Below are 24,340 nucleotides of genomic sequence, written 5' to 3'. Positions count from 1 at the left end.
AAAAGAATGTGCACAAAAAAATTTTCAGCAAAACATTTTTTAAAAAAATCTTTTCAGTAAAAAAATAGTATGAAAACCGAAAAAATACTTCCCCCTACTTCTTCTTTTGCGGAGGAATTTTACTACATGCGGCAGGACATTATTTAAGGCTATCCTTGATATTCTCCATAAATTTCGCGAAGCGAATCAGCAATTTCTCCCAGAGTAGCCAATGACTCTACGGCTTGGATTACCAAGGGCATTAGGTTTCTATCTTCTTTCGCTGCCTGTTTGATTTTTCCCAACGAAGCAGTTACTTCCACCTGATTTCTTTTTGAACGTAATGTGGCTAATTTGTCCGATTGTACTTTGCGAATGGAATCATCAATTCGCAGTAAGCCAGTAGGTACTGCTTCTTTCTCTACGAATTGGTTGACCCCCACAATAATTTTTTCTTTGTTTTCTACGGCCTGCTGAAACTGATAAGAAGCTCGGGCAATTTCATTCTGCATAAAGCCTTGTTCAATAGCCGAAACACTACCTCCCATTTCATCTATACGCTGAATATATTTCCAAGCTTCTTCCTCTATCTGGTCTGTAAGGGTTTCTATAAAGTAAGAACCTGCCAAGGGATCCACTGTTTCAGTAACACCACTTTCATATCCAATAATTTGCTGAGTGCGCAGCGCCACTTTAGCTGCTTCTTCTGTTGGGAGCGAAAGGGCTTCGTCATATCCATTAGTATGGAGAGATTGTGTTCCTCCTAATACAGATGCGAGCGCTTGAAGTGTCACTCGTGAAATATTATTTTTTGGTTGCTGTGCAGTTAAAGTAGAGCCTCCTGTTTGTGTATGAAAGCGTAGCATTTGTGCCCGCGCATCCGTAGCTCCCAATTCGCTGGTAATCTTTGCCCACATCCTCCGAGCTGCACGAAACTTAGCCACCTCTTCAAAAAAATTGTTGTGCGCATTAAAGAAGAAAGACAGGCGCTGACCGAATTGGTTGATATCCAATCCCTTTTTTTGTGCCGCCTGACAATATGCTTTTCCGTTGGCAAGAGTAAAGGCTATCTCTTGAACTGCCGTAGAGCCTGCTTCGCGGATATGATAGCCGGAAATCGAAATCGTATTCCACTTTGGAACTTCCTGATTGCAGTATTCAAAAATGTCGGTGATGATTTTCATGGAAGGCTTAGGAGGATAGATGTATGTTCCACGTGCCGCGTACTCCTTGAGTATATCATTCTGAATCGTGCCCGTAATTTTTTTCAAATCTGCACCCTGCTTTTTGGCGAGTGCGATATATAAGGACAACAGAATGTAGGCCGTAGAGTTGATGGTCATAGACGTAGAAATATCTTCAAGTTTAATGTCCTTAAAGAGCAGCTCCATATCTTCCAACGAATCAATCGCTACACCAACCTTACCCACTTCCCCCTCTGCAAGCGCATGGTCAGAATCATAGCCTATTTGTGTAGGTAAATCAAAGGCTACACTTAAACCCATCACTCCCTGCGATAACAGATAATGATACCGTTTATTACTTTCCTCTGCCGTCGAGAAACCTGCATACTGGCGCATAGTCCATAACCTGCTTCGATAGGCTTCGGGATGAATGCCACGGGTGAAAGGAAATTTCCCCGGCTCCCCCACCTCTCCTTTATATGGGGAATAGGTTCGTTGTATTTCAATACCAGAATCGGTTATAAATTTTTTGCTCATAGTTTATTCTTTGCTTAAAATAATTCCCGGCACTCAGCTTTCAAAAACTCCAATGCTTGTTCCGTAGGAAGCGGAGCGTTCGCTCTTTCAATTCCAGTGAAGATAGCATTGATAAGATGGCTTGCTGAGGCATCGTTGGGTAACTGATTGGCGATCAGGTTGATGGTCTTCAACATTTCTTCTTTGGCAGCTACAATCAGGTTCCAGGCATTGGAAGAAACATAAATCTGCTGCGAAAGGTTGTGTTCATATTCCTCTCGAATGTTTTTTATAACTGCATACTGCAATTCCGAGGAGAGCATATCAGGTTTTCGCACTCTTGAAATAGCACTCACCGGAGTGATGCGTTCTAAAAAGAGAGCCAGCCTTTCATACGCCTGCAAGCGCAACAAGACAATTTCTTTATCGCGTTGCATCTTGAGTTCCAGCGCCTTGCCTCGCGCGTCTTTCTGCATATAGCTTGACAGCAACTTATAGGCCGTCAGAAAAACGATCAGTGCCGGCAAAGTATATTTCAGTATTTCTATTAATTCCTGTACCACATCCATAGGGAGTTCATTATGCTTCAAATTGCGCGACTAAAATAGAAAGGAACAGCAATAATAGCACTGGTGGCTATTTTACCCATCAGCCCCTCCATAAGTTGAAAAGTGCAATCTGCCATACAGATATGCGTTCTATCTTTGAATCATGCAGTCACCTGTTCAGTCTTTCCTCAATTATATTGAATACGAAAAACGGTATTCGCACAACACGCTGGAGTCCTATCGCAATGATTTGAAACAGTTTGGTGATTTTATCAAACAAAATGAGGACCGCGAAATTCAGGATGCCACACACTCCTCCGTGCGCAATTGGATGGTGAGCATGATGGAAAGGAAAATAACCCCCCGTTCTATCAACCGTAAAATTTCTTCGCTCCAGTCCTTTTATAAATTCCTGATGCGGAAAGGTCTGCTCAAAAAAAATCCTTTAGCCAAAGTTCAAACGCCCAAAACCTCCAAACGTCTTCCGGTATTTGTAGAGTTACCGGCTATGGAAAAGCTATTGGGACAAATGGAATTTCCGGAAGGCTATGAAGGGCATCGTGATAAAATAATCTTGGAGATATTTTACGGCACGGGCATCCGCCGCAGCGAACTCATCCATCTGCGCGAAAGCGATATTGATTTTTACCAATCACAAATCAAGGTGTTGGGTAAAGGCAATAAGGAACGAATCATCCCACTGCATCCTGACTTGAAGAAATCTATCCAACGCTTTATCGAAAACAAAAGACAATTGATATCAGACCCAACAGATAATTTTTTGGTGGTGGATGAAAAGGGAAAGAAAATGAAGCCTACTTCGGTCTATCTGATTGTCAAAAAATATCTTAGCCTGATAACTACCGTTGACAAGAAAAGTCCGCACGTACTCCGCCACACTTTTGCTACGCACCTCATGAACCAAGGGGCGGACATCAACGCCGTGAAAGAATTATTAGGACATAGCAGCCTCGCTGCCACGCAGGTTTATACTCACAATACTATCGAGAAGCTCAAAAACATCTACAAGCAGGCGCATCCGAAAGCGTAGTCGAGCCTCTTGCACAAAAGGAAGGGTAATCACTTTTCGACCAAATGAATAACAGGCCGCTCCTAATAATACTGCTTCAATGCGTTCGAGTAGCTACGACAAAGTTTTGACAAATTCTAAATTTGTCAAAACTCCATGTCATTTGGCATTGTGCTGCCGGGTCACAAAACTAAATGAATAGGTTTATGAACCTCCGGATAAGGTATGAGAGTCATTGAGTTGGGTTTTGGAAGGCTTTTTCAATAAAACAAAATCCATCACCTTTATAGGATATTAGATTTTATGAGTAAAGCGGAGCAAAAAACACTTCTTACAGAAACGCGCAAGCGCACGGTGAAGGCCACTAAAAGTAAAGCGGCTTAATTCTCGCTTTTCATGGTTGCGATATACCTGAAAGGTTAAGTGGAGGTGCCTTGTTGAATTATCTACTTCATCTAAAAACAGACATTTTTGAATGGCTATAGAGACTATGCATTCGGTTTCTCTCAGATATATACCGCTTTTTCACGTTTTTCTGTTAATTAGCCATCTTTCCGCAAATTCCCAGACTGTTTCTGTCGCAGAAATAGGCAAAACTGCCACAGAAATAGGGAAGTCCTCGACAAAAATAGGGAAGTCCATCACGAAAACATGGAAGTCCGTGGTGGAAATACCTAAGTCTGTCGTAAAAATAGGGAGATTCGCCACAGAAATAGGCAAAACCGCGACGAAAACAGGTAATTCTGTGACGAAAACACCTAAGTCAGCAGCAGAAATAGGAAAGTTTGTGGCGGAAACACACAAACCAGCCTTGGAAAGAGAGAAAGCTACTCTCGGAAAAAATCTTTTTTAATCCATACAATATATTCCCGAAGGTTCGTTTTAGAGGTATAAATCAAAACTATGAAAACAAACTTTACACAAGAATTATTAGTTCGTCACCTGTATGGTGAAACCACGGAAGCAGAGCGTGAATTGATTGCGAGGGAACTTGTTCTGAATGAATCACTTCATACGGAATTGGAAGAGCTGCTGGAAGCCAAAGGCTTATTGAATGGCAAGATGAAACAGCCCAGCAATACTTCGATTAGAATCATTATGGAGTATAGCGACAAAACCGAGCATTTACAGGAATCGTAAACCGGTACTTACCTATCAGAATTCATAGCCTATGTCCTTTCGATAGTATATTCCGTCGAAATGGATTTGCTCCATAGCGAGGTTAGATCGCTTGGTCGCCTCCTGAATATCTTTTCCAAAGGAGGTTACCGTGAGTACTCGTCCCCCGTTGGTCAGTATTTTCCCTTGCTCTTGTTTTGTTCCGGCATGAAAAATAATACTGTCACTATGTGGGGTTTCTAATCCAGAGATCTCCTTCCCTTTTTCATAGTTGCCGGGGTAACCACCCGATGCCGCTACCACAGTGGCTGTTGCGCGTTCATCTATTTCTATTATTTCTTCTGATAAACGACCATTCGCTAATGCGGTTAAATGTTTCAAAAAGTCAGATTTGATTCTGGGGAAAATAACTTCGGTTTCTGGATCGCCCATCCGACAATTGTATTCAATAACGAATGGCTCTCCTCCCACGCTCATTAAGCCGATATATATGAAGCCCTTATAAATAATATTGTCTTCCTTCAAACCATTTACCGTAGGAATAATCACTCGCTCCTCTACTTTTTGCATCATTTCTTTGCCCACAAAAGGTACTGGAGAAATACAGCCCATGCCTCCGGTGTTCAAACCCGTATCTCCTTCGCCGATTCGCTTGTAGTCCTTGGCATTGGGAAGAATTTTATAATGCTCGCCATCGGTCAATACAAAAACGGAGAATTCGATCCCCTTTAAAAACTGTTCAATCACTACACGAGTTCCCGCCTTGCCGAACTTGTTTGCCTCTAATATATCGCGGAGAGAATCCTTTGCCTCCATGTGACTTTCGCAAATCAACACTCCCTTTCCGGCAGCTAGCCCGTCTGCTTTAATCACTATAGGCGGAACTTGTTCATCAATAAAGTCGAAACCATCCTCCAAAGTTTCGGCCGAAAACTCTGCATAAGTTGCTGTCGGGATTCTATGCCGGAGCATAAATTTCTTTGCAAAAGATTTGCTACCCTCCAGCATAGCCCCCATTTTTGAAGGGCCGATGACCGGAATATGTTTTAAGGACTCTTTTTGGAAATAGTCGTAAATGCCATTCACCAGTGGGTCTTCGGGGCCAACTATGATTAGGCCAATTTCATTTTCTATTGAAAACTCCTCGATGCTTGTAAAGTCATTAATATCTATGGCTATATTCTTGCCATGCCGGGCTGTTCCTGCGTTTCCAGGGGCTATAAACAATTTTTCACAAAATTTGCTTTGGCTGATTTTCCACGCAAAAGCATGCTCTCGGCCACCCGATCCTAATAGAAGTACATTCATCCTGCTATTTTTTTGTGCGAATGTATCAGGAGCCGCGATATCTCCACTATTTATTTGACAATCTCACCTCCCCTGATTTAAAGGCGTTATGTTATTTTAGCGCCCCTTTTGGAAATATGTTTTCCGACCAAACGATTAAGTATAAATCAAGAATAAATTCATGGGCTTTTTAGACAACTTAGCAAAATCAATTTTTGGCAGCAAGAGCGACCGAGAATATAAAACAATGCAGCCCGTGGTGGCGCAAATCAATGAGGCCTATGAATTGCTCAAGCCCTTGACCAATGATGAACTGCGGAACAAAACACAAGTTTTCAGACAACGCATTGCCGAACACCTGACAGAGGTGGACAAGGAAATAATTGATCTAAAGGAAAAAGCAGAAGCAGAAGAAGATTTACAGGAGAAGGATACGTTCTATAAAAGAGTGGATGAACTGCGCAAGGAACGGGATAAGAAAATCGAAGAGGTTCTAAAGGAAATCCTTCCCGAGGCGTTTGCCGTAGTAAAAGAAACCGCCTACCGATTTTCCAACCATAGTTTTCTTGAAGCAACGGCTACCGACCTGGATCGGGAACTGGCCGCTAAGTTTCAAAATATAAAGATTGATGGAGAAAAGGTCAGTTATGCTAACACTTGGTTGGCAGCAGGCAGCGAAGTGAAATGGAACATGGTGCATTACGATGTACAATTAATCGGAGGTATGGTACTGCACGAAGGAAAGATTGCAGAGATGGCTACCGGTGAAGGAAAGACCTTGGTGGCAACGCTTCCGGCATACCTCAACGGTCTGGCAGGTGAAGGAGTTCATATCGTTACGGTAAATGATTACTTGGCACGAAGAGATAGTGAATGGAACGGTCCTATTTTCCAGTTTTTAGGATTACGGGTGGATTGTATTGACAAATTCCCACCACATTCCGAAGCCAGACACCATGCCTATCTCGCTGATATCACTTATGGAACCAATAATGAATTTGGTTTCGATTATTTGCGTGATAACATGGTGAATAGTCCCGACGAAATGGTGCAACGAAAACATCATTATGCGATGGTAGATGAAGTGGATTCTGTGCTAGTGGACGATGCACGTACCCCTTTGATTATTTCTGGTCAGGTAGATTCTGGCGATGAAAAACAATTCTATGAATTGAAACCGCGCATTCAAAAGTTGGTGGATGCACAAAAGAGAGTAACCAATCAGTTCTTGACAGATGCCAAACGTTTAATCAAGGAAGGAAAGAGCGGAGAGAAAGAGGGCGAAGGTGGAATTGCCCTTTATCGGGCACACCGGGGTTTGCCACGAAACAATGCGCTCATTAAATTTCTGAGTGAGCCTGGTATGAGGCAGATTATGCAAAGCACCGAAAACCATTATCTCGGTGAACAGCAAAAGCACATGCCCATTGTAGATAAGGAGTTATATTTCTATATAGATGAGAAGAATAACAGCGTTGAACTGACGGAAATGGGGATTGAACTCCTCACCGGTGCCAGCGAAGAGCCTAACTTCTTTATTATTCCCGACATAGGTTCTGTCATTGCTGAAATAGAAACTTCCGGAATGTCGTCGGAGGAAAAAATAGAGCGCAAAGATTCCTTGATGCGTGACTTTAGCGAAAAGAGCGAGCGAATTCATTCGGTTTCACAACTGCTCAAAGCATATACCCTATTTGAAAAGGATGATGAGTATGTGGTGATGGATGACAAGGTGAAAATTGTGGATGAGAACACCGGCCGTATTCTCGATGGAAGACGCTACAGCGACGGGTTACATCAGGCTATTGAAGCAAAGGAAAATGTGAAGGTAGAATCGGCCTCTCAAACGCTGGCTACTATCACACTTCAGAACTACTTCCGTATGTTTCACAAACTCTGTGGCATGACCGGTACAGCCGAAACGGAAGCGCAAGAATTTTGGGACATCTATAAACTAGAGGTTTCTACTATTCCTGCCAACAGAGTGATTATTCGTGATGACAAGGAAGACTTGGTTTATAAAACCAAAAGAGAGAAATTCAACGCGATTATTGACGAGATTGTAAAGTTGACCCAAGCGGGCAGACCGGTACTGGTGGGAACTACTTCTGTTGAGATTTCAGAATTGCTTTCACGGATGTTGAACATCCGTAAAATCAAACACAATGTATTGAACGCGAAGCAGCATCAGCGCGAGGCAGAAATCGTTGCAGAAGCAGGCAATCCGGGAACAGTGACTATCGCCACTAACATGGCAGGTCGGGGAACGGACATTAAGATTAGTGCGGAAGTCGTGAAATCTGGAGGACTGGCAATTGTTGGCTCTGAGCGTCATGATTCGCGGCGGGTGGACCGACAGTTGCGTGGTCGTGCCGGACGGCAGGGTGACCCTGGTACCTCCCAATTTTTCGTTTCTATGGAAGATGAGCTAATGCGCCTGTTCGGTAGCGAGCGAATTGTAAAGGTGATGGACCGGATGGGTTATGATGAAGGAGAGGTGATTCAACACTCCATGATTTCTAAGTCCATCGAGCGGGCACAAAAGAAAGTCGAGGAAAACAATTTCGGAATTCGTAAGCGTTTGCTGGAATATGACGATGTGATGAACCGGCAACGGGAGGTGATTTATGCGAAGCGTAAACACGCGCTGTTTGGTGAGCAATTGTCGCTAGACATCAATAACAGTTTCTATGATCTATGCGAGGAATTGACTTCGACAGCCAGAGAAACCGGAGATTATGACAATTTTAAGCTCGATACTATTCGGTTCTTTTCGTTGGATACTACCATCACCCAAGAGGAAATCCAAAAAGAAACAGTAAGCGTCCTGACCGATAAATTGTTTGCCGAGATCAAAGAATTGTACAAACGCAAGTCTGAGAACTACGTCAAAAATATGTTCCCGATAATGAAAGATATTCGTCAAACCAGAGGCGACGCAGTGAAGGTGGTATCCGTGCCATTCACCGACGGCAAAAGAGGAATGAATGTTTTGGTTGATCTGGAAAAGACGCTGAAACAAGAAGGGAAAGATCTGACTTCATATTTTGAAAAGACAGCGACACTATCCTTGATTGATGAAGCATGGAAGCACCACCTTCGTGCAGTAGATGATTTGAAACAAGAGGTTCAGTTAGCATCGTATGAACAGAAAGACCCGCTTGTTATTTATAAAAAGGAAGCGTTCAATCTTTTCTCTTCTATGATTGGAACCGTAAACCGAGATATTGCCTCCTTCCTTTTCAAAGGACAGGTGCCACAATCCAGTCCGGAACAAGTACAAAATGCAGACCAGCAGAAATCTAAATCATTCGCAAAAAAGATTCAGGAAAGTAGAGGAGATTTAATGGCGAATCCGGCAAGAGGAAATTCGCAAGAACCACCGCAGGAGGAAGAAAAGAGATTAGAGCCGATTCGGGTAGGTGAAAAAACAGGCCGGAATGACCCTTGCCCCTGTGGAAGCGGTAAAAAATATAAGAACTGCCACGGCAAAGAGGCTTAAATTGTCAAATAATGGAGATGATTAAATCTCATTTTTTATTTTCATCCAATGAATCTGGCATCCAGAATTGACCATACCCTATTGCGGGCAGATACTTCTGAAAAAGAAGTGCAGCAGCTTTGTGCAGAAGCGAAGGAGTATGGTTTTGCGGCGGTTTGTATCCCACCGTACTTTGTAAGGAAATGCAGATTGTGGCTGGAAGATTCCAGAGTTAAAGTGGCAACAGTAGTCGGGTTTCCGATGGGTTATGCGCATACCCCTGCAAAGGTAGAAGAGGCTCGTCGGGCCATAGATGAGGGTGCTCATGAAATAGATATGGTCATTAACCTCATCGCTGTGAAAGCCGGTGACTGGAACTACCTGAAAAATGAATTGACCAGTGCAGCCACAATCGTTCAATTACGGGGTGGGAAGTTGAAAGTGATTCTCGAAACCGGCTTGTTGACAAGAGAAGAGATTGTAAAGACTTGTGAACTCTGCACTGAAATGACAGTTGACTTTGTCAAAACCTCCACCGGTTTTATCGAACCGGGTGCCACAGTGGAAGGAGTACAGTTGCTCCGCTCCCTTCTTCCAAAATCCATCAAGATTAAAGCCTCCGGTGGAATACGGGATAAAGATTTTGCCATGAAACTGGTTGAAGCCGGTGCAGACCGCTTGGGCTGCTCGGCAAGTGTTAGCATTGTAACATGATCCGCTCATTTGCCTTATTGCTTTTGATTGCTTTTTCTTTGAATCTTTTTTCGCAAGATTCGTTAACGACTAATAATTCCCACTTTAGTGTTCATCAAGACTCATCCATTACGGAACTGCTTTCCAAATACAAAAGCTATAACGCTAAGAAGGACTTTGTAGATGGTTATAGAGTACAGATCATGTACACCGACATCCGAGATGAAGCATATCGGGCCAAGGCCGCCATGTATAAGGAGTTTCCGGAGATTATCTCCTATGTTGAGTACGAACCACCTTATTATAAACTCCGAGTGGGTGATTTCAGAACCCGCCTCGAGGCTACTTACTATCTTCAAAAGGTAATTACGCTCTATACCGGTGCATTTATAGTGCAGGATAAAATCAGAATTAAATAAGCGCTCGCTTGATGAAAAAAAGAATCAAAGATCTTTCTGCCAAATACTTTTCACGAGTGATTGAACTGCGGAGAAAAATTCATGCGCACCCGGAATTAAGCTGGAATGAAATCCACACTTCCAAGTTAGTGGCTGATGAACTGAAAATACTGGGAATCAAAGTGCAAACCGGAGTGGCTAAAACGGGCGTTGTTGGCTTATTGGAAGGAAAAAATCCGAAGAAGAGATGTATTGCCTTGCGTGCCGATATGGACGCTCTCCCTATTAAGGAACAAAATGAGGTGGCCTATTGTTCGCAGAACCAGGGAGTGATGCACGCCTGCGGTCATGATGTACATACAGCAAATCTTCTGGGAGTAGCGATGATACTTTCTGAACTGAAAAATGATTTGGAGGGAACCATTAAATTTATCTTTCAACCTAGTGAAGAAAAAATACCGAGCGGTGCCGAGGCGATGATTCAGGCGGGCGTACTGGAAAATCCTATCCCTGAGAAAATATTCGGCTTGCATGTTTCTCCCGAAATCCAAGCGGGCAAGTTTGGTTTTTGCAGCGGTAAGTTTATGGCATCCAGCGATGAGGTGTATCTTACGGTGATTGGCAAGGGAGGACATGCCGCTAAAATTGAAGAACTGAAAAATCCTTTACTCATTGCCTCCGAAATTCTCCTTGAACTGCGGATGCTCACTAATCCTCAAATACCGGTGGTGCTGTCCTTTGGTAAAATCGAAGGTAAAGGAGCCACCAATATTGTGCCTGACACGGTAGAAATAGCAGGTACGCTCCGCTGTTTTGATGAAGATATTCGCACCAACATTCAAGCTCAGATTCGGGCGGTATGTGAGGCGGTATCAGAAAAATATCTCACTGAATGTGATGTGAATATCCAAAAAGGCTACCCGGTATTAATCAATGACGAAGAGATAACCACCACGGCAAAAAGACAAGCAGAAGATTTTCTAGGTGCCAGCAGCGCCATCCGGATACCATCCAGATTGGGCAGTGAGGATTTTGCATATTATACTCAAAAAATCCCATCATGTTTTTACCGGTTTGGTGTTGGGAATCAGAAAAAGGGAATTGAATCGGGTCTCCATACCTCTACCTTCAACATAGACGAAGATGCACTGGAGGCTAGTATTGGTTTGATGAGTTGGCTGGCAATAAATGCCTAGTGGACATTTACAAGACCCCTCGGCTTCAATTATTCGATATACCTTCTCTCAGCAATTTTCCGATCTAGGGTTTCCGATTCAGAGGCGTGTTCTTTGGCTTGTCTCCAATAGTTGAGCGCCTCATCGGTCTTGCCCAACATAAAAAGCATGTCACCAAAATGCTCCAAAATGGTGCTGCTCTTTTCACCATCGGCGGCCATCGCTTTCTCCTGCCATTCTTTAGCACCCGCATAATCTTTCATCTCAAAAAGAATCCAAGCATAAGTGTCCAGAAAGGAAGAGTTGCCCGGAACCAACTTATTGGAATAGGCGCTCATTTGCTTCGCCTTCTCCAGATTGGTTTTACGCATGGAAAGATAATAGCTGTAGTTATTCAGTACATAAGCATTCTCCGGATCCAGTCGCAATGATTTTTCATAGGCGCTGTCGCTCTCTTCCTGTTGATTCAAGCTGTGATAAGCATCTCCGATGTTTGAGAAAAACTGTGCGCGAAGTTTATCATTCTCTACACTCATTTTCTCCCCCTTCGAATAACTTTTCACTGCTAGAGCATAGTCCTTCAGTTGATATTCTGCTCCGCCTTTAAAAAGATAGATGATGGATTGGTTGGGAAAATATTCCATCGCCTCTGTACAAAACTGCTGTAACTTACTCCAATCTTTCTGCAGATTATAGATCACCATCACCTGTTGCCAAACCTGGAATACGGATTTGTTCAATTTTAGTGACCGCAAATAGGCTTCCAGTGCCGGTTCATTCTGCTCGTCCAGATAGTATAAATCTCCTTTGATAGCAAAGGCTTTGGCATCTTCAGGATGAACCCGAACTAGAATAGCCGCCAGATCAAAAGCATCTTGCTTATTTTCTTTCTTCAAATCCCAGAATTGGATATAAGGAAACAGGATTCGAATCTTGGTATCCACATCCACATTTGGGTTTTCAAATACCTTTTTGATACTGCTGATACTTTCGTTGGCGTTGCCGTCCTGCATGCCGATTTCTGCCAAAGCCAAAAGTGCTGAAGCATTATCCGGTTCCAGTACCAATACTTTTTTATAAATTTCGGTTGCCTGATCGCGCATCTTATTGGCACGGTATAAGTCGGCCTCCATCATCATGTAGCTAGTCTCTCCGGGAAAGGCATCCACCAGTTTGTGAACTTCATTCAATGCTTCATTGAATTTATTAAGACGCAGAAAAAGATTTTTCTTTTCCATTACTACGTTCTCGTCTAGTCCAAAATTCTTTTCAAATTGCTCATAAACCTTGATGGCTTGTTCAAACTGTCCGGTACGTGAATAGAGAAAGCCGAGATTGAGATAATAATCAGGGTTCGGAGGAAATTTTGAAATCAGGGTTTTATAAACTTCCGCAGCCTCTTTGGTTTTTCCCTGATCCATGTATATGGCAGTTAACGACTCCAGATACCATTTGTTTTTGGCATCGAGCTTGATAGCCGCCAGGGCCTCTTCTTCTGCCTGGCTCAGCTTTTGTTGTGACGCATAAATCTGTGATAACTGATAGTGCGCATTTGAATTTTTACTATCCAGCGAAAGTATTTCATTGAAAATGCGGATTGCCTCCTCCCAATCTTCCGTGACTTTAGCTTTTTCAGCATCCAGTAACAATCGGCCCAACTGAATCGTCGTAGAATCATTCAAAACAGATATGTCACCCTTTTTCCCTTTCTTCTTTTTCCCATCCTGAGAAGGGTTGGAAAAAGCAAAATGGAAGGTGCTTAGAAACAGAAGAAAAAATAAAATGCGCATGCTATATCAAATCACGTTGTGATCGCCGAGGCTTAACTCGTCGAACTTGCCCTCAATTTTAACACTATTCCCAATCATAGAGTGAGTGATTAACTTATTCTTAACAATCGTTTTGGATTGAATGATGCTGTTCTTCACCACAGAATTTTCAATCACCGTACCTTTGCCGATAGATACATGCGGGCCAATCACTGAGTTTTTTATCACTACCTCTTCATCAATAAAGCAGGGAGGAATCACCAACGAATTTTCCAGAATTGCTTGTTCACTCACTAAATTCTCGCTCCTCAGATATTCTAGTACCCGCTGGTTGGTGTTAATGGTGGCGTCTTTATTCCCGCAATCCAACCATTCAGACACTTCTCCTTTGTAAAACTTGGTGCCCTTAGCTTTCATGTTCTCCATAGCATCGGTCAGCCAGTATTCCCCTTTCTGTTTGATGTCGTTATCTACAAGATACTGCATTTCTTTGCGGAGATACACTCCATCCTTGAAATAGTAGATACCGATAATGGCTAAGTCTGAAACATATTCCTTAGGCTTTTCGACGAAGTCGGTAATCACCCCTTCGCTATTCAGTTTCACTACCCCAAAAGCCGAAGGGTCTTTCACCTTTTCTACCCAGATGATTCCCTCTTTGTTGGCGTCCATTTTGAAATCACTGCGAAACAGGGTGTCGGCAAAGGCCACAATGACATTGCCCTCCAAAAAATCACCGGCACAGAGAATGGCATGTGCCGTACCCAGCGGAGTGTCCTGATAACAGATATGTCCTTTACTTCCCAATGATTTAGCGATGCCTAGCAGTTGCTTGGCAATAGCTTTGCCAAAATCTTCACGGATGATAAATACAATATCCTCTATTTCTTGGTCAGTAGATTTAACTAAATCTTCTACCAATCGTTGCACAATAGGTTTGCCAGCAATAGGCAACATCGGCTTGGGAATAGTCAGCGTATGTGGTCTTAGACGGGTTCCCCAACCTGCCATCGGAATAATGATTCTCATCTTTTATATCGGTTAATCGTGAATGGTAAATATTTAATGCGGAAAATCACTTTCCGGTCGAGCCAAATCCTCCGCCTCCCCGTTGTGTTTCTGATAAAGATGTTACGGTGATAAATTCAGCGCGCTCATGACGGGCAATGATCATTTGCGCTATCCGGTCTCCGTTTTGGATAGTAAAGTTTTCATTCGATAAATTGATGAGTGCTACTTTAATTTCACCGCGATAATCGCTGTCAATGGTGGCTGGCGAATTGGGCAAACTGATGCCATGCTTGATAGCCAAACCACTGCGTGGGCGAAGTTGAGCTTCAAACCCTTCGGGCAATTCAATAAATAATCCGGTGGGAATCAGTATTCGTTCCAGAGGTTTGAGCACAATCGTTTCGGCTACAAAAGCCCGGATGTCCATTCCTGCGGAACCGTTAGTCTCGTAGGATGGAAGCGGATGATTGCTTTGATTGATGATCCTGATTTTCATGAGGTGCACAAAGATAAAATTTATCAAGAGCCCGAAATCGTCTTGGGGCGAAGCAAGGATCGCCCATCCATCCACCAAACGATTAATAAATAAAGTGTCATGAATAGCGAACTGATTATCCAGTTGAAATTCATGGGAATCCAGCCGGTTTTTGACAGCCAGCTAAAAGCGATCCAAATCAACAAGCCCAGAAGGATATAGCCGCTAATCTTCTTCAAATCATATTCTACCGGGTAATACTTCTGTCCCAAAACATAAGACGCGATGGCCATACTGGCATAGCAGGCTAGCGTAGCCCATGCCGAAGCCAAATAGCCGTATTCGGGAATGAACAGCATATTCAATAATATAGTGAGCAATGCACCGCAGATGGAAACAAACGCCCCCAGCAAGGTGCGGTCAGTCAGTTTATACCAGATAGACAGATTCACATAGATGCCCAGACAAAGGTTCGCCATCAACAGAATAGGCACCACCGGTAATCCCACTCGATAATTTTCTCCGATAAAAAGCTGGAACCAGTTCATATACAACATCACCAGAAGGAAAACAAAAACACAGAAAATGACAAAGTACTTCATCACATCAGCATATAGTTTCTTTGAATCTTCTTTATCGGCATGAGCAAAAAAGAAGGGCTCGCCCGCAAAGCGAAAAGCCTGAATGAACAGCGACATTAATATAGAAAGCTTATAGCAGGCACCATAAATGCCCAGCATCTGAAGATTTTTCAGATCATCATAAGGCAGCATGTATTTCAAAATCATTCGGTCTAACATCTCATTGATAATCCCCGCAAAACCAATAACGACCATCGGCAGCGAATAGCGAATCATCTTTCCGAATATCACCTTGTCAAATCCACTGGTGGCTCCTTTCAGTTGAGGTAGGAGCAACAGCATCTTGACCGCACTGGCAATCAGGTTTGAGATAAACACATAGCCCACCCCTATTTGTGGCAGATACCATTGAGCAAAAAAGGAAGATGGATTGTCGAGATATGCTTTCCGGCATATCACAAGGAAGAAGATATTGAGCGAAATGTTGACGGCTATTTCTGCAATTTTTATTCCTGCGAATTGAACCGCCTTATTCTCTGCCCTCAACTTCACAAAAGGAATAGATGCAATAGAGTCCAGCGCCAGAATCAAGGCAAACCATTGAATGTATTCCACATGGTCGGGATATTTAAGCAAATCGGCAATCGGCTGAGCGAATGAAAAGGCCGCCACGAGAAAAATCAAAGAGGAAAGAACGATGAACAGCAGCGAAGTGGAATAAACTTTTTCCGGCTCTTTCGCCTCATTTTGAAAACGGAAAAATCCGGTTTCCATTCCAAAAGCCAGCAGGACAGCAAAGAATCCGCTGTAGGCATAAAACTCCGAATTCACACCAAACTGTTCGGTGGCGAAGACTCGCGTATAAAGATAGGTAAGCAGATAATTCAAAAACCGTCCCGCAATGCTTGGGATGCCATAGATGACGGTCTGCGAAGCGAGTTTTTTAATCGGGTTCAAGGCCTGCAAATATATAGTTTATCGGCCATCGCTTGAAACATTTACCCCCTCATCACGTACACATTTATTATAGTGGACAGCCCTCAAAACTCTCACTTAAATCAGGCTTGATGAATAGAATCTCTTTACTCCTTTCTCTTTTGGTCCTGTTGCACATGGGGCAAACCGCTGCTCAGTCCCCTAATATTATTTACGTGAATGGCCAATATGATGGCGAATACAAAGACGGTAAGCGCCACGGACAGGGCAAGGCTACCTTTAAGGACGGCTCCATCTATATCGGCCAGTGGAAAGAAGACAAAAAAGAAGGCATCGGGCGGGCTACGTTCCGCGATGGTACCTCCTATTATGGCGATTGGAAAAACGACCAGCGCAATGGCATGGGCACTTATGATTTCAATAACGGCGACCGCTATGTGGGCAATTTTGAAAACGACAAAATGAACGGATGGGGTACCTATTACTACAAAAGTGGTATCCGCTATGTGGGCGACATGAAAGATGGCACGGTGAGTGGCCGAGGCACTATCAACTATCCAAATGGCGAGCGCTACATAGGCTATGTGGTGAACGGACTAAAGGTAGGGAAAGGAAAGTACTATTACAAAAACGGCAACCTATATGACGGTGATTTTGTGGCGGACATAAAGGACGGTTCCGGCAAAATGATATTTGCCAACGGTGATGTGTATGAAGGGACTTTTGTAGCCAACAGCCGTACCGGCAAAGGCAGTTTCACTTGGGCAAATCGCGATAGATACGAAGGTATGTTTCAGAATGGCCTGATGCACGGCGATGGCTCCTTCACCTGGGCCGACGGCGAAAAATATATCGGTATCTGGACCAATAACCTCCGCGATGGCAAAGGAAAATTCATCACCGGTGCCGGTCAGGAACGGGAGGTGCTTTATACCAATGGGCAGAAGCAGTAGAGAATTGTTTAGGTAGGTTTAAGGCTCACTCTTTCACCACTCGCTTCACTACTCTGAACAACTCTCCACCTTCGGGGGAGCCGGAGGGGGCTGTCACTTCAATAAAATAAACCCCATTCGGCAAAACACTCAAATCAAGGTTCTTAGTATAACCGCTGCCCAGGTTAGTTTCCTTTCTATTATAGATTACCTGCCCCATCGCGTTGCTGATAGTAAACGTGGCTTCGCTGATACCTTCTTTTGTTATTGCAATAGAAACATCCGATGTAAATGGATTAGGATACACCAATACTTTTACATCCTCCTTATTCAAATCATCTACTGCATTAAATGGTTCCATGCAAAATTTCAAAACCCAATAATCGTGAGTTTTCCAGGTTACGGCGGTATCGCGATATGGGTGGCTTTGGTAACCTCCAATATCCCCGTTTGTGGAGTTGGCCACTGCATAACAACCATCTGTAGTTTGAATTGCATAGCCTCCCTTGTCATCACCAAAAGAAAAAATAGTTTTATCCCATTGCTTCTTACCCAAGGAGTCAATCTTTAATATCCAAGACTGCTGGTATCCTAAATTCGTTTCCGATTTATCCAATTCATAATCAGGGTTGGGAGTATAGTCTCTGGTTTCTCCAAAGAGAATGAAGCCGTCATCTATGGTTGGATTCATTCTCATTTCTTCTGTCAAAGATATATATCCACAATCCCATTCTTTCAATCCTTGTGGATTAATTTTAATAATCCATAAAGGACCTTTAATTGCTTTTTTATCCTCTGTTGTATCCCCAAACGCCTCTCCCCCCAACAAATATCCCCCATCAGGCATTTGTGCAACAGAATATAGTCTGTCTTGGTATGCCGTTCCAAATCGTTTATCCCATTGTTTATTCCCTACTGAATCTATCTTGACAATCCAGCCATCAGGTTGTTGTGAATTGCTCGGGTTAGGGTTCCAGTTGGGTTGTGTCCGGTCACCACTGCTGTCAGAACTGGAATATCCGGCTAATAAATAACCTCCGTCCACGGTTTGAATTACCGACTGAAGCACATCATCTTTATTGCCTCCATAGGCCCGATCCCACTCATAATTACCCAGCGAATCGATTTTCACTATCCAATAGTCATCGGTGGGTACAAACCAGGTGTTCTGGTTAGGCCAGGTTCGGTCACCGCTCACGCCTGATTCAGAGCCCCCGCCAATGAGAAATCCGCCGTCTTTAGTGCTAATAATCGTTTTAGGTTTGTCATCCCTACTTCCCCCATATCTCTTATCCCACTCTTTGATGCCACCGGCGCTTACTTTCACAATCCAATAATCAATGCCGCCTTTTCCGTCTTGGGTATTGTCGCCGTTTAAAGCGCCGCCATTATATCCACCTAAGATGAAACCCCCATCTTTAGTTTCCACCATAGTTGCAAAAGCATCATAGCCCGAGGTACCAAAACGCCTGTCCCATTCTTTGGTGCCGTTGGAATCCATCTTGACCAGCCAGTAATCATACCAACCCCGCGAATCTTCCGTTTTGTCTCCACCCAAAGAAGATTCGGAATCCCCTCCAATAAGATACCCCCCGTCTGAGGTTTGAATTATTTTGTCGGCCCAGTCCTGATCTATGCCCCCATACCGCACATCCCATTGCTTGACAAAGGTATATTGGGATTGACAATTCAATGTTGTTATGAAGAAGGCAAGAAGAAGAACGTGGTTTTTCATTTCTTGTAGGTGCTACATCCGGTGAATTGCGGATTGTGCATGCTAATATATGAAAAGAAGCGTTCTATGGCTATGGTACAATCTTAGTCTTAGCATAGACGGTGCATATAACTATTTGAAATCCTGTTGCCCGTTCATGGCTAAAGCCATTTTTTATAGCGTCGGATTATCACCACACTAAAGTGCGACGTTATAAACCTGCCCATTCATGAAGGAGCTGTTGGTATAAAGGGCATGGCTTCAGCCACAAATTATCGTGTGGCGACAACTTGTGGTCACAGCCTGCATCCAATCGTGAGATATTTATAATGAGGTATATGTTCTGGAAGAATAGTTGTTATTCTTCCGCCAAATTGTCCTCTTCCCTTTCCCCTTTTGACCGATTTATTGCTATTCGGTACCATCTCTCCAGCTATTCGGTCCCTGTTCGTAGCTACTCGGTGCCTGTTAGCAAGAGACAGGTCCCTGTTCGTAGCTATTCGGTGCCTGTTAGCAAGAGATAGGTCCCTGTTAGCAGCTATTCGGTACCTGTTAGTAAGAGATCGGTCCCTGTTCGTTGCTACTCGGTCCCTGTTAGCCAAAGACAGGCCCCTGTTCGTAGCTACTTGGTCCCATTTTGCCGGAGATAGGTCCCTGTTAGCAGCTATTCGGTGCCTGTTAGCAAGAGACAGGTCCCTGTTAGCTAAAAACAGAGATTATATTCATATCAATAGGCGGCTATCTGTCGGAAAAGGGCATCTTTTTTATCAAAAACGGGTGTAAAGCCTTAAAACTCTGGAATAATAGCCCCTTCGCTTGAAGCAATGGATGTGTAAATCTGCAATAATTGCCAGATGCAAATTTGTAAAGCAGTAAAAAAAGAAGATTTTATTGTTTCAACCGTGGGTCGAGCGCATCGGTCAGGCCTTCACCAATCAGGTTAAAGACGGTGACGGTGATGAAGATGGCAATGCCGGGGAAAATAGCTAACCACCATGCCTGCGGAATTTGGCGGGCATAAGAAAGCAGTACACCCCAGGTAACAGTATCGGCAGGTCCAAGACCGAGGAAAGAAAGCGTAGATTCGGTGAGGATAGCCGAGGCGATACCAAAGGCGATGGCAATCAGCACCGGTGATAAGGAATTGGGGATGGCGTGTTTGAAAAGAATGCGCATTTGCGGAAAGCCCAGCGAAGTGGCCGCTTCAATATATTCCAGACTGCGCACGCGCAGCAGTTCGGCGCGGATATAACGCGCGATGCTCGTCCAGCCGGTGAAGCCTATAATCATCATGATGACATAGAGGTTCGGCCTTTTTACAATAGAAATCACGACTAGAATCAGAAATAGGGTAGGCACCGAATTCAATACTTCAATCATCCTTGAAATAATCAAATCAAAAGGCACAGTGACATACTTGCCCAGAAAGGGAATTTTTTTGAGGGGAATAACCAGCAGGTTTGCCAGCCCGATGAAGGCAAACAAAATGGCGAAACTGATGAGCAACTCTACTATACCCATCGCCAACGATTCGCCCAGTGCCTCGGTGATGTCGTACGACCGAGCAGTGAAGGCATAGAAAATACCGAGGATGAGGGCAATGATATTGAGCCAGAAGCGCGCCCGGGAAATGGTGAATCCTTCATCGCCGAAAAAGCCCGCCAGCGCACCCAGAAAAATTCCGATGAGGGAAGCGATGGTCATAGAAACGAGTCCCACGGTCATAGCGATACTCGTACCGCGAATCATCCCTGCAAAAACATCGCGCCCCAATTCATCGGTACCAAACCAATGGTGCCAGCGCATGGAGGGAACATTTTGTTTTTCAAAAGGACTTTTGGAATGGATGTTGTCGTTATCCTGATTCAGCGGCAGATAAGGCACCGGAGGAAAAATGACAAAATCGTAATTCAGTTCTTTCCAATTCACATTTTGAAAATGGCCGGGAAATTCGCCAATGCCAAAGTCCACCAATGTTTCTTTAAAGGCCGGGAAATAAAGCGTGCCCTGATATTTACACATCAAAGGCTTTTCATTGGCGATATAAGGAGAAAGCAGGGCGATGAGGCCGAGAAACATAGCCACATAAAGCGAAAAAACGGCGGTTTTCTTTTTCCGAAACTGCCGCTTCACATAGGCCCAATAGCGCTGGTCCACTTCCTTTTTCTGCTTCTGTTCGGCCATCTGAATCAACCTGCTTTTTTAGAATAAGAAATACGCGGGTCTGCCGCAGCATATAAAATGTCGGCTACTAAATAGCCCACCAGCGTCAGGATAGCTGCAAACATGGTGGTGGTCAATACCATCGGGTAATCTTTTTGAACCACCGCCTGATAAGTGATGCTTCCCAAACCCGGTATGGTGAAAAGATATTCAATGATGATGGAGCCGCCAATCAGCGCCGGAAATACGTAGGCAAAGATGGTGATGATGGGCAGCAGGGAATTGCGGAAAGCATGTTTCCAAATCACTGTTTTTTTAGAAAGCCCCTTGGCATTGGCGGTGCGGATAAAATCCTGGCGCAATACCGAGAGCATTCCTCCGCGCATCTGCCTCGACAAGTAGGCAAAGGAACCGTAGGTGTAGCAAAATAGCGGCAACACTAAGTGATAGGACAAATCGCTAAAGCGAACAAAAAGCCCATCGGTGATGTCGGTATCGCCCAAACCAAAGGGAGGGAATATATCGAGATAGTCTCCGCCGCCGAGGAAGAAAATGAGCAGGGTTCCTATCCAGAAGCTCGGTAAAGAATAAAGAACAAAAAGTGTGGTCGTGATGACTGAATCGGCACGGCTGTCTTTGTTGACTGCTGAGTAAACACCAATCGGAATAGAGACAATGTATTGAATGATGATGGAAATAATACTGATGAGGAAAGTCCATTGCAGGCCATCCCAGATAATTGACTTAACCGGACGCTTAGAAAAATAAGAAATACCGAAGTCGCCGCGAACAAAGCCCCGCGATTTGGTAAAGTCTTCTTCCTTTCCAATCCATTTTGCATCGCCAAACAACCACCGGTGGTATTGGTTTTTGGTTCCGCTCCAATTCAGGGTGGGGACATATCGCTTCCAAGTGGTCTTTTCTTCTTTCATCGTTGCATAAGAAGATTTTAAATCTTGTAGTGGCTTGTTTAAAACCGCCAGTGCCGGAACGGGAGTAATAAGGGCATCTAGCTCCGTGAAGTATGAGGAAAGAACCGGGTCAGAATAATTGATATAAAACCGGTTGATATTATTGCGCAGCTCAATCAAAGGATCAGCCGTCAGCGAATCGCGCTTGATATTGAGTATGGTCAGCTCAAACTTATTGACTTGCTTGTAGTAGTTTGAAATCTGGTCCCAGTTGCCATACGTATAAATAAGCCGTTCGAGATTTTCGCGGTGGTCTCTCTTCGATATTTTGTTAATGGTATCGCAGGAAGCCAAACTGCCTAATGAAATATAAAATACCGGTAGGTCTAAACCCAAACGATGTTTTAGTTCTTGATAGGCTTGATCGCTGGCCAATTTATCAGAGGCTTGTCCTTCGCCGCCGGTGTTCCGGTTCAGCATGGTTTCTGCCGGGTCGCCGGGCGCACTCGAAATCAGGATAAAAGTGAGCAGCGAAATGATGAATAGCGTAGGCAGAAATATGACCATCCGCTTCAGCGCATAGCCGAGCAGAGGAAAAGAAAGACTAAACTCGTATTTGAAAATCTTCATGAAATTCCGAAGAGCGTTCTATTAATCAACCAATTTGAACGCTGCCTCGTTGAAACCGGGGCGCACCACAAATGTTTCAGCATTGGTGAATTTCTTACTAATAGCAATTCTCTCTTTGGGTGACCAGATAAAGATATAAGGCACTTCGTCATGCAAAATAGTTTGAAACTTGCGATAAAGGTCATTGCGCTTTGTCTCATCTAATTCGCTACGAATGTTTTCAATCAGTTGGTCGGTTTCAGAGTTGCCGAAGTACACATAGTTGCTGCCGCCATTGATAGATTCTGTGTGCCAGATTTGTTTTGGATCATCGGGATTCACTGAACCAATCCAAGCACCGTAAAACATCTCAAATTTATGTTGCTTCTGATTGTCAATATAGATAGACCATTCTTGAGGCACCACATCCACCGAAATACCCGCCTGACGGGCTGATTCTTTGAAAATCATGGCCGTATCACGACGGCTGTCGTTACCGGCGTTGTAGGTAAATGTGATGTTGAACTCGGTAAGTTTTCCGTGAATCTTCTTATCAATGGTTCCATTGCCATTGCTGTCTTTCCAACCGGCATCAGCCAAAATCTTTTTAGCTTTTTCAATGTTAAATTCATAGGGTGTAATGGTATCGTTGAAGGCTCCTTTTTTATAAGGATTGATTGGGCCATTCACTCTTTGTCCCAGGTCATATCCAATGACGTGAATGATTTTCTCTACGTCCGTAAGATGCGCCATAGCACGACGTACATTGACATCTTCAAACTTCGGGTTCCGCATATTCAGTCCGAAATAGGTGTAAGCCATCGAAAGAGGAGTGGACAGATTGAAGTTCTCGGTCACCTTGGGTGAACCTTGACACTGTTCGATAAAATCTTTAGACTTAATACCATTCATCACATCCAATTTCAGTCCTTTCAATGCAGTTAGTGCTGCTGTCTGGTCTTTGATTACCTGATATATCAATTTGTCGGGATGCGCTTCAAAGGCATATTCCTTGTCGGCAAACTTATCACCCCACCAGTTTTCTTTCTTCTTCAACACAATCTTTTGTCCGGTCACCCATTGGTCAAATTCATAAGGACCAGAACCGACAATAAATCCCTTTTCGCGCTGATACTTTTCCGAGTTGTAAGCGGCACCAAACTCTTTCAGTTTCATGTCTTCCGCCAATACCTTAGCGTTTTCGTTGAATTGCTTTACGGTATAGCCATCTAAAGTTTTGCTCGGATCATAGACATATTGAGGCAGAATCATGAAGGAGCCGCAAGTGGTTTTGGCCAGAATATATTTCTTGTTACAAACAATGGTCACTTTTTTCGGATTGTCCGGATAGGTAACGATGTCGCTCACTAATTCAAAATAAGGCTTCTGCGACTCGTCATTTACAGTAGGACACTTGTAAACTTTCATACTGAAATCTACATCCTTACCCGTAATCGGAGTGCCATTATCCCACTTAGCCTCTTCTCTGATTTCGTAAGTGTATTTCAGAATATTAGTGGTTGAATCATATTCTTCCAACGGCATTGTTTTTGAAAGCAAGGGTACCTCTGCTAAAGTACGAGGATCTACCCCGGTCAAAGTTTGAAACATCTGAGCGAGGTAATAGCCCGCTTCTGCCGATTGATAATTGGTGGGATTGAGCATATCAGTATCCGACAATTCGTGGATGATGACCTGATTCTTCTCTTTCTTTTTATTGCTTTGACCACAGCCGGTTAATATTAAAACAGCGCAAAGGGTGAGCAAAAAATTACGATTGAATATTTTATTCATAATAACTATTTTTAAACGCGAGGCGGGCAAATATA

General features: G+C 43.6%; 19 protein-coding genes. 8 read left to right on the top strand and 11 right to left on the bottom strand.

Annotation, left to right across the window (positions count from 1 at the left end; translation table 11 throughout):
- Positions 1-149 precede the first annotated feature (149 nt).
- On the bottom strand, positions 150-1,700 hold the full coding sequence (locus IPP77_15315) for a methylmalonyl-CoA mutase (GenBank protein MBL0310979.1): 1,551 nt from the start codon (positions 1,698-1,700) through the stop codon (positions 150-152).
- A gap of 14 nt (positions 1,701-1,714) precedes the next feature.
- Complete coding sequence (locus IPP77_15310; protein ID MBL0310978.1) at positions 1,715-2,248, bottom strand: hypothetical protein; 534 nt, start codon at positions 2,246-2,248, stop codon at positions 1,715-1,717.
- Positions 2,249-2,390: 142 nt separating this feature from the next.
- Here IPP77_15310 and IPP77_15305 point away from each other — a divergent pair, with 142 nt between their 5' ends.
- From IPP77_15305 to IPP77_15295, 3 genes are all read left to right on the top strand, one after another.
- A complete protein-coding gene (locus IPP77_15305; GenBank protein ID MBL0310977.1) occupies positions 2,391-3,278 on the top strand; it encodes a tyrosine-type recombinase/integrase in 888 nt (295 codons plus the stop codon).
- Between the two features lie 454 nt (positions 3,279-3,732).
- A complete protein-coding gene (locus tag IPP77_15300; GenBank protein MBL0310976.1) occupies positions 3,733-4,110 on the top strand; it encodes a hypothetical protein in 378 nt (125 codons plus the stop codon).
- A gap of 50 nt (positions 4,111-4,160) precedes the next feature.
- A complete protein-coding gene (locus IPP77_15295) occupies positions 4,161-4,397 on the top strand; it encodes a hypothetical protein (protein MBL0310975.1) in 237 nt (78 codons plus the stop codon).
- Positions 4,398-4,412: 15 nt separating this feature from the next.
- Here the strand turns inward: IPP77_15295 and purD are convergent, their stop codons facing one another.
- The gene (gene purD / locus IPP77_15290) at positions 4,413-5,684 is read right to left on the bottom strand and encodes a phosphoribosylamine--glycine ligase (protein MBL0310974.1); all 1,272 of its coding nucleotides are present in this window, start codon (positions 5,682-5,684) and stop codon (positions 4,413-4,415) included.
- A 160-nt stretch (positions 5,685-5,844) separates the two neighbouring features.
- Between purD and secA the strand changes: the two genes are divergently transcribed.
- The 4 genes from secA to IPP77_15270 are packed head-to-tail and all read left to right on the top strand — an operon-like array spanning position 5,845 to position 11,431.
- Positions 5,845-9,165 (top strand): preprotein translocase subunit SecA, encoded by a 3,321-nt coding sequence (gene secA / locus IPP77_15285; GenBank protein ID MBL0310973.1) that lies wholly within the window; start codon positions 5,845-5,847, stop codon positions 9,163-9,165.
- A gap of 48 nt (positions 9,166-9,213) precedes the next feature.
- Positions 9,214-9,858 carry a deoxyribose-phosphate aldolase gene (deoC, locus tag IPP77_15280; protein MBL0310972.1) on the top strand — a complete coding sequence of 215 codons (645 nt, stop codon included), beginning with the start codon at positions 9,214-9,216 and terminating at the stop codon, positions 9,856-9,858.
- Positions 9,855-10,256: an SPOR domain-containing protein gene (locus IPP77_15275; protein ID MBL0310971.1), complete on the top strand. Its 402-nt coding sequence runs from the start codon at positions 9,855-9,857 to the stop codon at positions 10,254-10,256. Before deoC ends, IPP77_15275 begins: the two co-directional genes overlap by 4 nt.
- Positions 10,257-10,267: 11 nt before the next feature.
- Positions 10,268-11,431, top strand: coding sequence for an amidohydrolase (locus tag IPP77_15270; GenBank protein MBL0310970.1), 1,164 nt, complete (start codon positions 10,268-10,270; stop codon positions 11,429-11,431).
- Between the two features lie 29 nt (positions 11,432-11,460).
- Here the strand turns inward: IPP77_15270 and IPP77_15265 are convergent, their stop codons facing one another.
- From IPP77_15265 to IPP77_15250, 4 genes are read right to left on the bottom strand one after another with little or no spacing between them, the layout of a single operon-like run.
- Positions 11,461-13,200: a tetratricopeptide repeat protein gene (locus tag IPP77_15265; protein ID MBL0310969.1), complete on the bottom strand. Its 1,740-nt coding sequence runs from the start codon at positions 13,198-13,200 to the stop codon at positions 11,461-11,463.
- 6 nt (positions 13,201-13,206) lie between these two features.
- On the bottom strand, positions 13,207-14,208 hold the full coding sequence (locus tag IPP77_15260) for a nucleotidyltransferase (protein MBL0310968.1): 1,002 nt from the start codon (positions 14,206-14,208) through the stop codon (positions 13,207-13,209).
- Between the two features lie 46 nt (positions 14,209-14,254).
- A complete protein-coding gene (gene dut, locus IPP77_15255) occupies positions 14,255-14,686 on the bottom strand; it encodes a dUTP diphosphatase (protein MBL0310967.1) in 432 nt (143 codons plus the stop codon).
- Positions 14,687-14,709: 23 nt separating this feature from the next.
- A complete protein-coding gene (locus IPP77_15250; protein MBL0310966.1) occupies positions 14,710-16,203 on the bottom strand; it encodes a polysaccharide biosynthesis protein in 1,494 nt (497 codons plus the stop codon).
- Between the two features lie 110 nt (positions 16,204-16,313).
- Between IPP77_15250 and IPP77_15245 the strand changes: the two genes are divergently transcribed.
- Positions 16,314-17,135 carry a phosphatidylinositol-4-phosphate 5-kinase gene (locus IPP77_15245; protein ID MBL0310965.1) on the top strand — a complete coding sequence of 274 codons (822 nt, stop codon included), beginning with the start codon at positions 16,314-16,316 and terminating at the stop codon, positions 17,133-17,135.
- 25 nt (positions 17,136-17,160) lie between these two features.
- Here the strand turns inward: IPP77_15245 and IPP77_15240 are convergent, their stop codons facing one another.
- The 4 genes from IPP77_15240 to IPP77_15225 all read right to left on the bottom strand — a co-directional run bounded on the left by IPP77_15240 (position 17,161) and on the right by IPP77_15225 (position 24,305).
- Entirely contained in the window at positions 17,161-18,849 is a 1,689-nt protein-coding gene (locus tag IPP77_15240) for a T9SS type A sorting domain-containing protein (protein ID MBL0310964.1), read from the bottom strand.
- A gap of 867 nt (positions 18,850-19,716) precedes the next feature.
- Positions 19,717-21,012 carry an ABC transporter permease gene (locus tag IPP77_15235; protein ID MBL0310963.1) on the bottom strand — a complete coding sequence of 432 codons (1,296 nt, stop codon included), beginning with the start codon at positions 21,010-21,012 and terminating at the stop codon, positions 19,717-19,719.
- Positions 21,013-21,017: 5 nt separating this feature from the next.
- Positions 21,018-22,532: an ABC transporter permease gene (locus IPP77_15230; GenBank protein MBL0310962.1), complete on the bottom strand. Its 1,515-nt coding sequence runs from the start codon at positions 22,530-22,532 to the stop codon at positions 21,018-21,020.
- 21 nt (positions 22,533-22,553) lie between these two features.
- Positions 22,554-24,305, bottom strand: coding sequence for a hypothetical protein (locus tag IPP77_15225; GenBank protein MBL0310961.1), 1,752 nt, complete (start codon positions 24,303-24,305; stop codon positions 22,554-22,556).
- Between the last annotated feature and the right edge of the window lie 35 nt (positions 24,306-24,340).

The sequence above is a fragment of the Bacteroidota bacterium genome, assembly GCA_016722375.1.
Taxonomy (GTDB): domain Bacteria; phylum Bacteroidota; class Bacteroidia; order Chitinophagales; family LD1; genus Bog-950.
The sequence above is the reverse complement of the archived record's forward strand: the minus strand, read 5'-3'. Positions and strand labels throughout refer to the sequence as shown.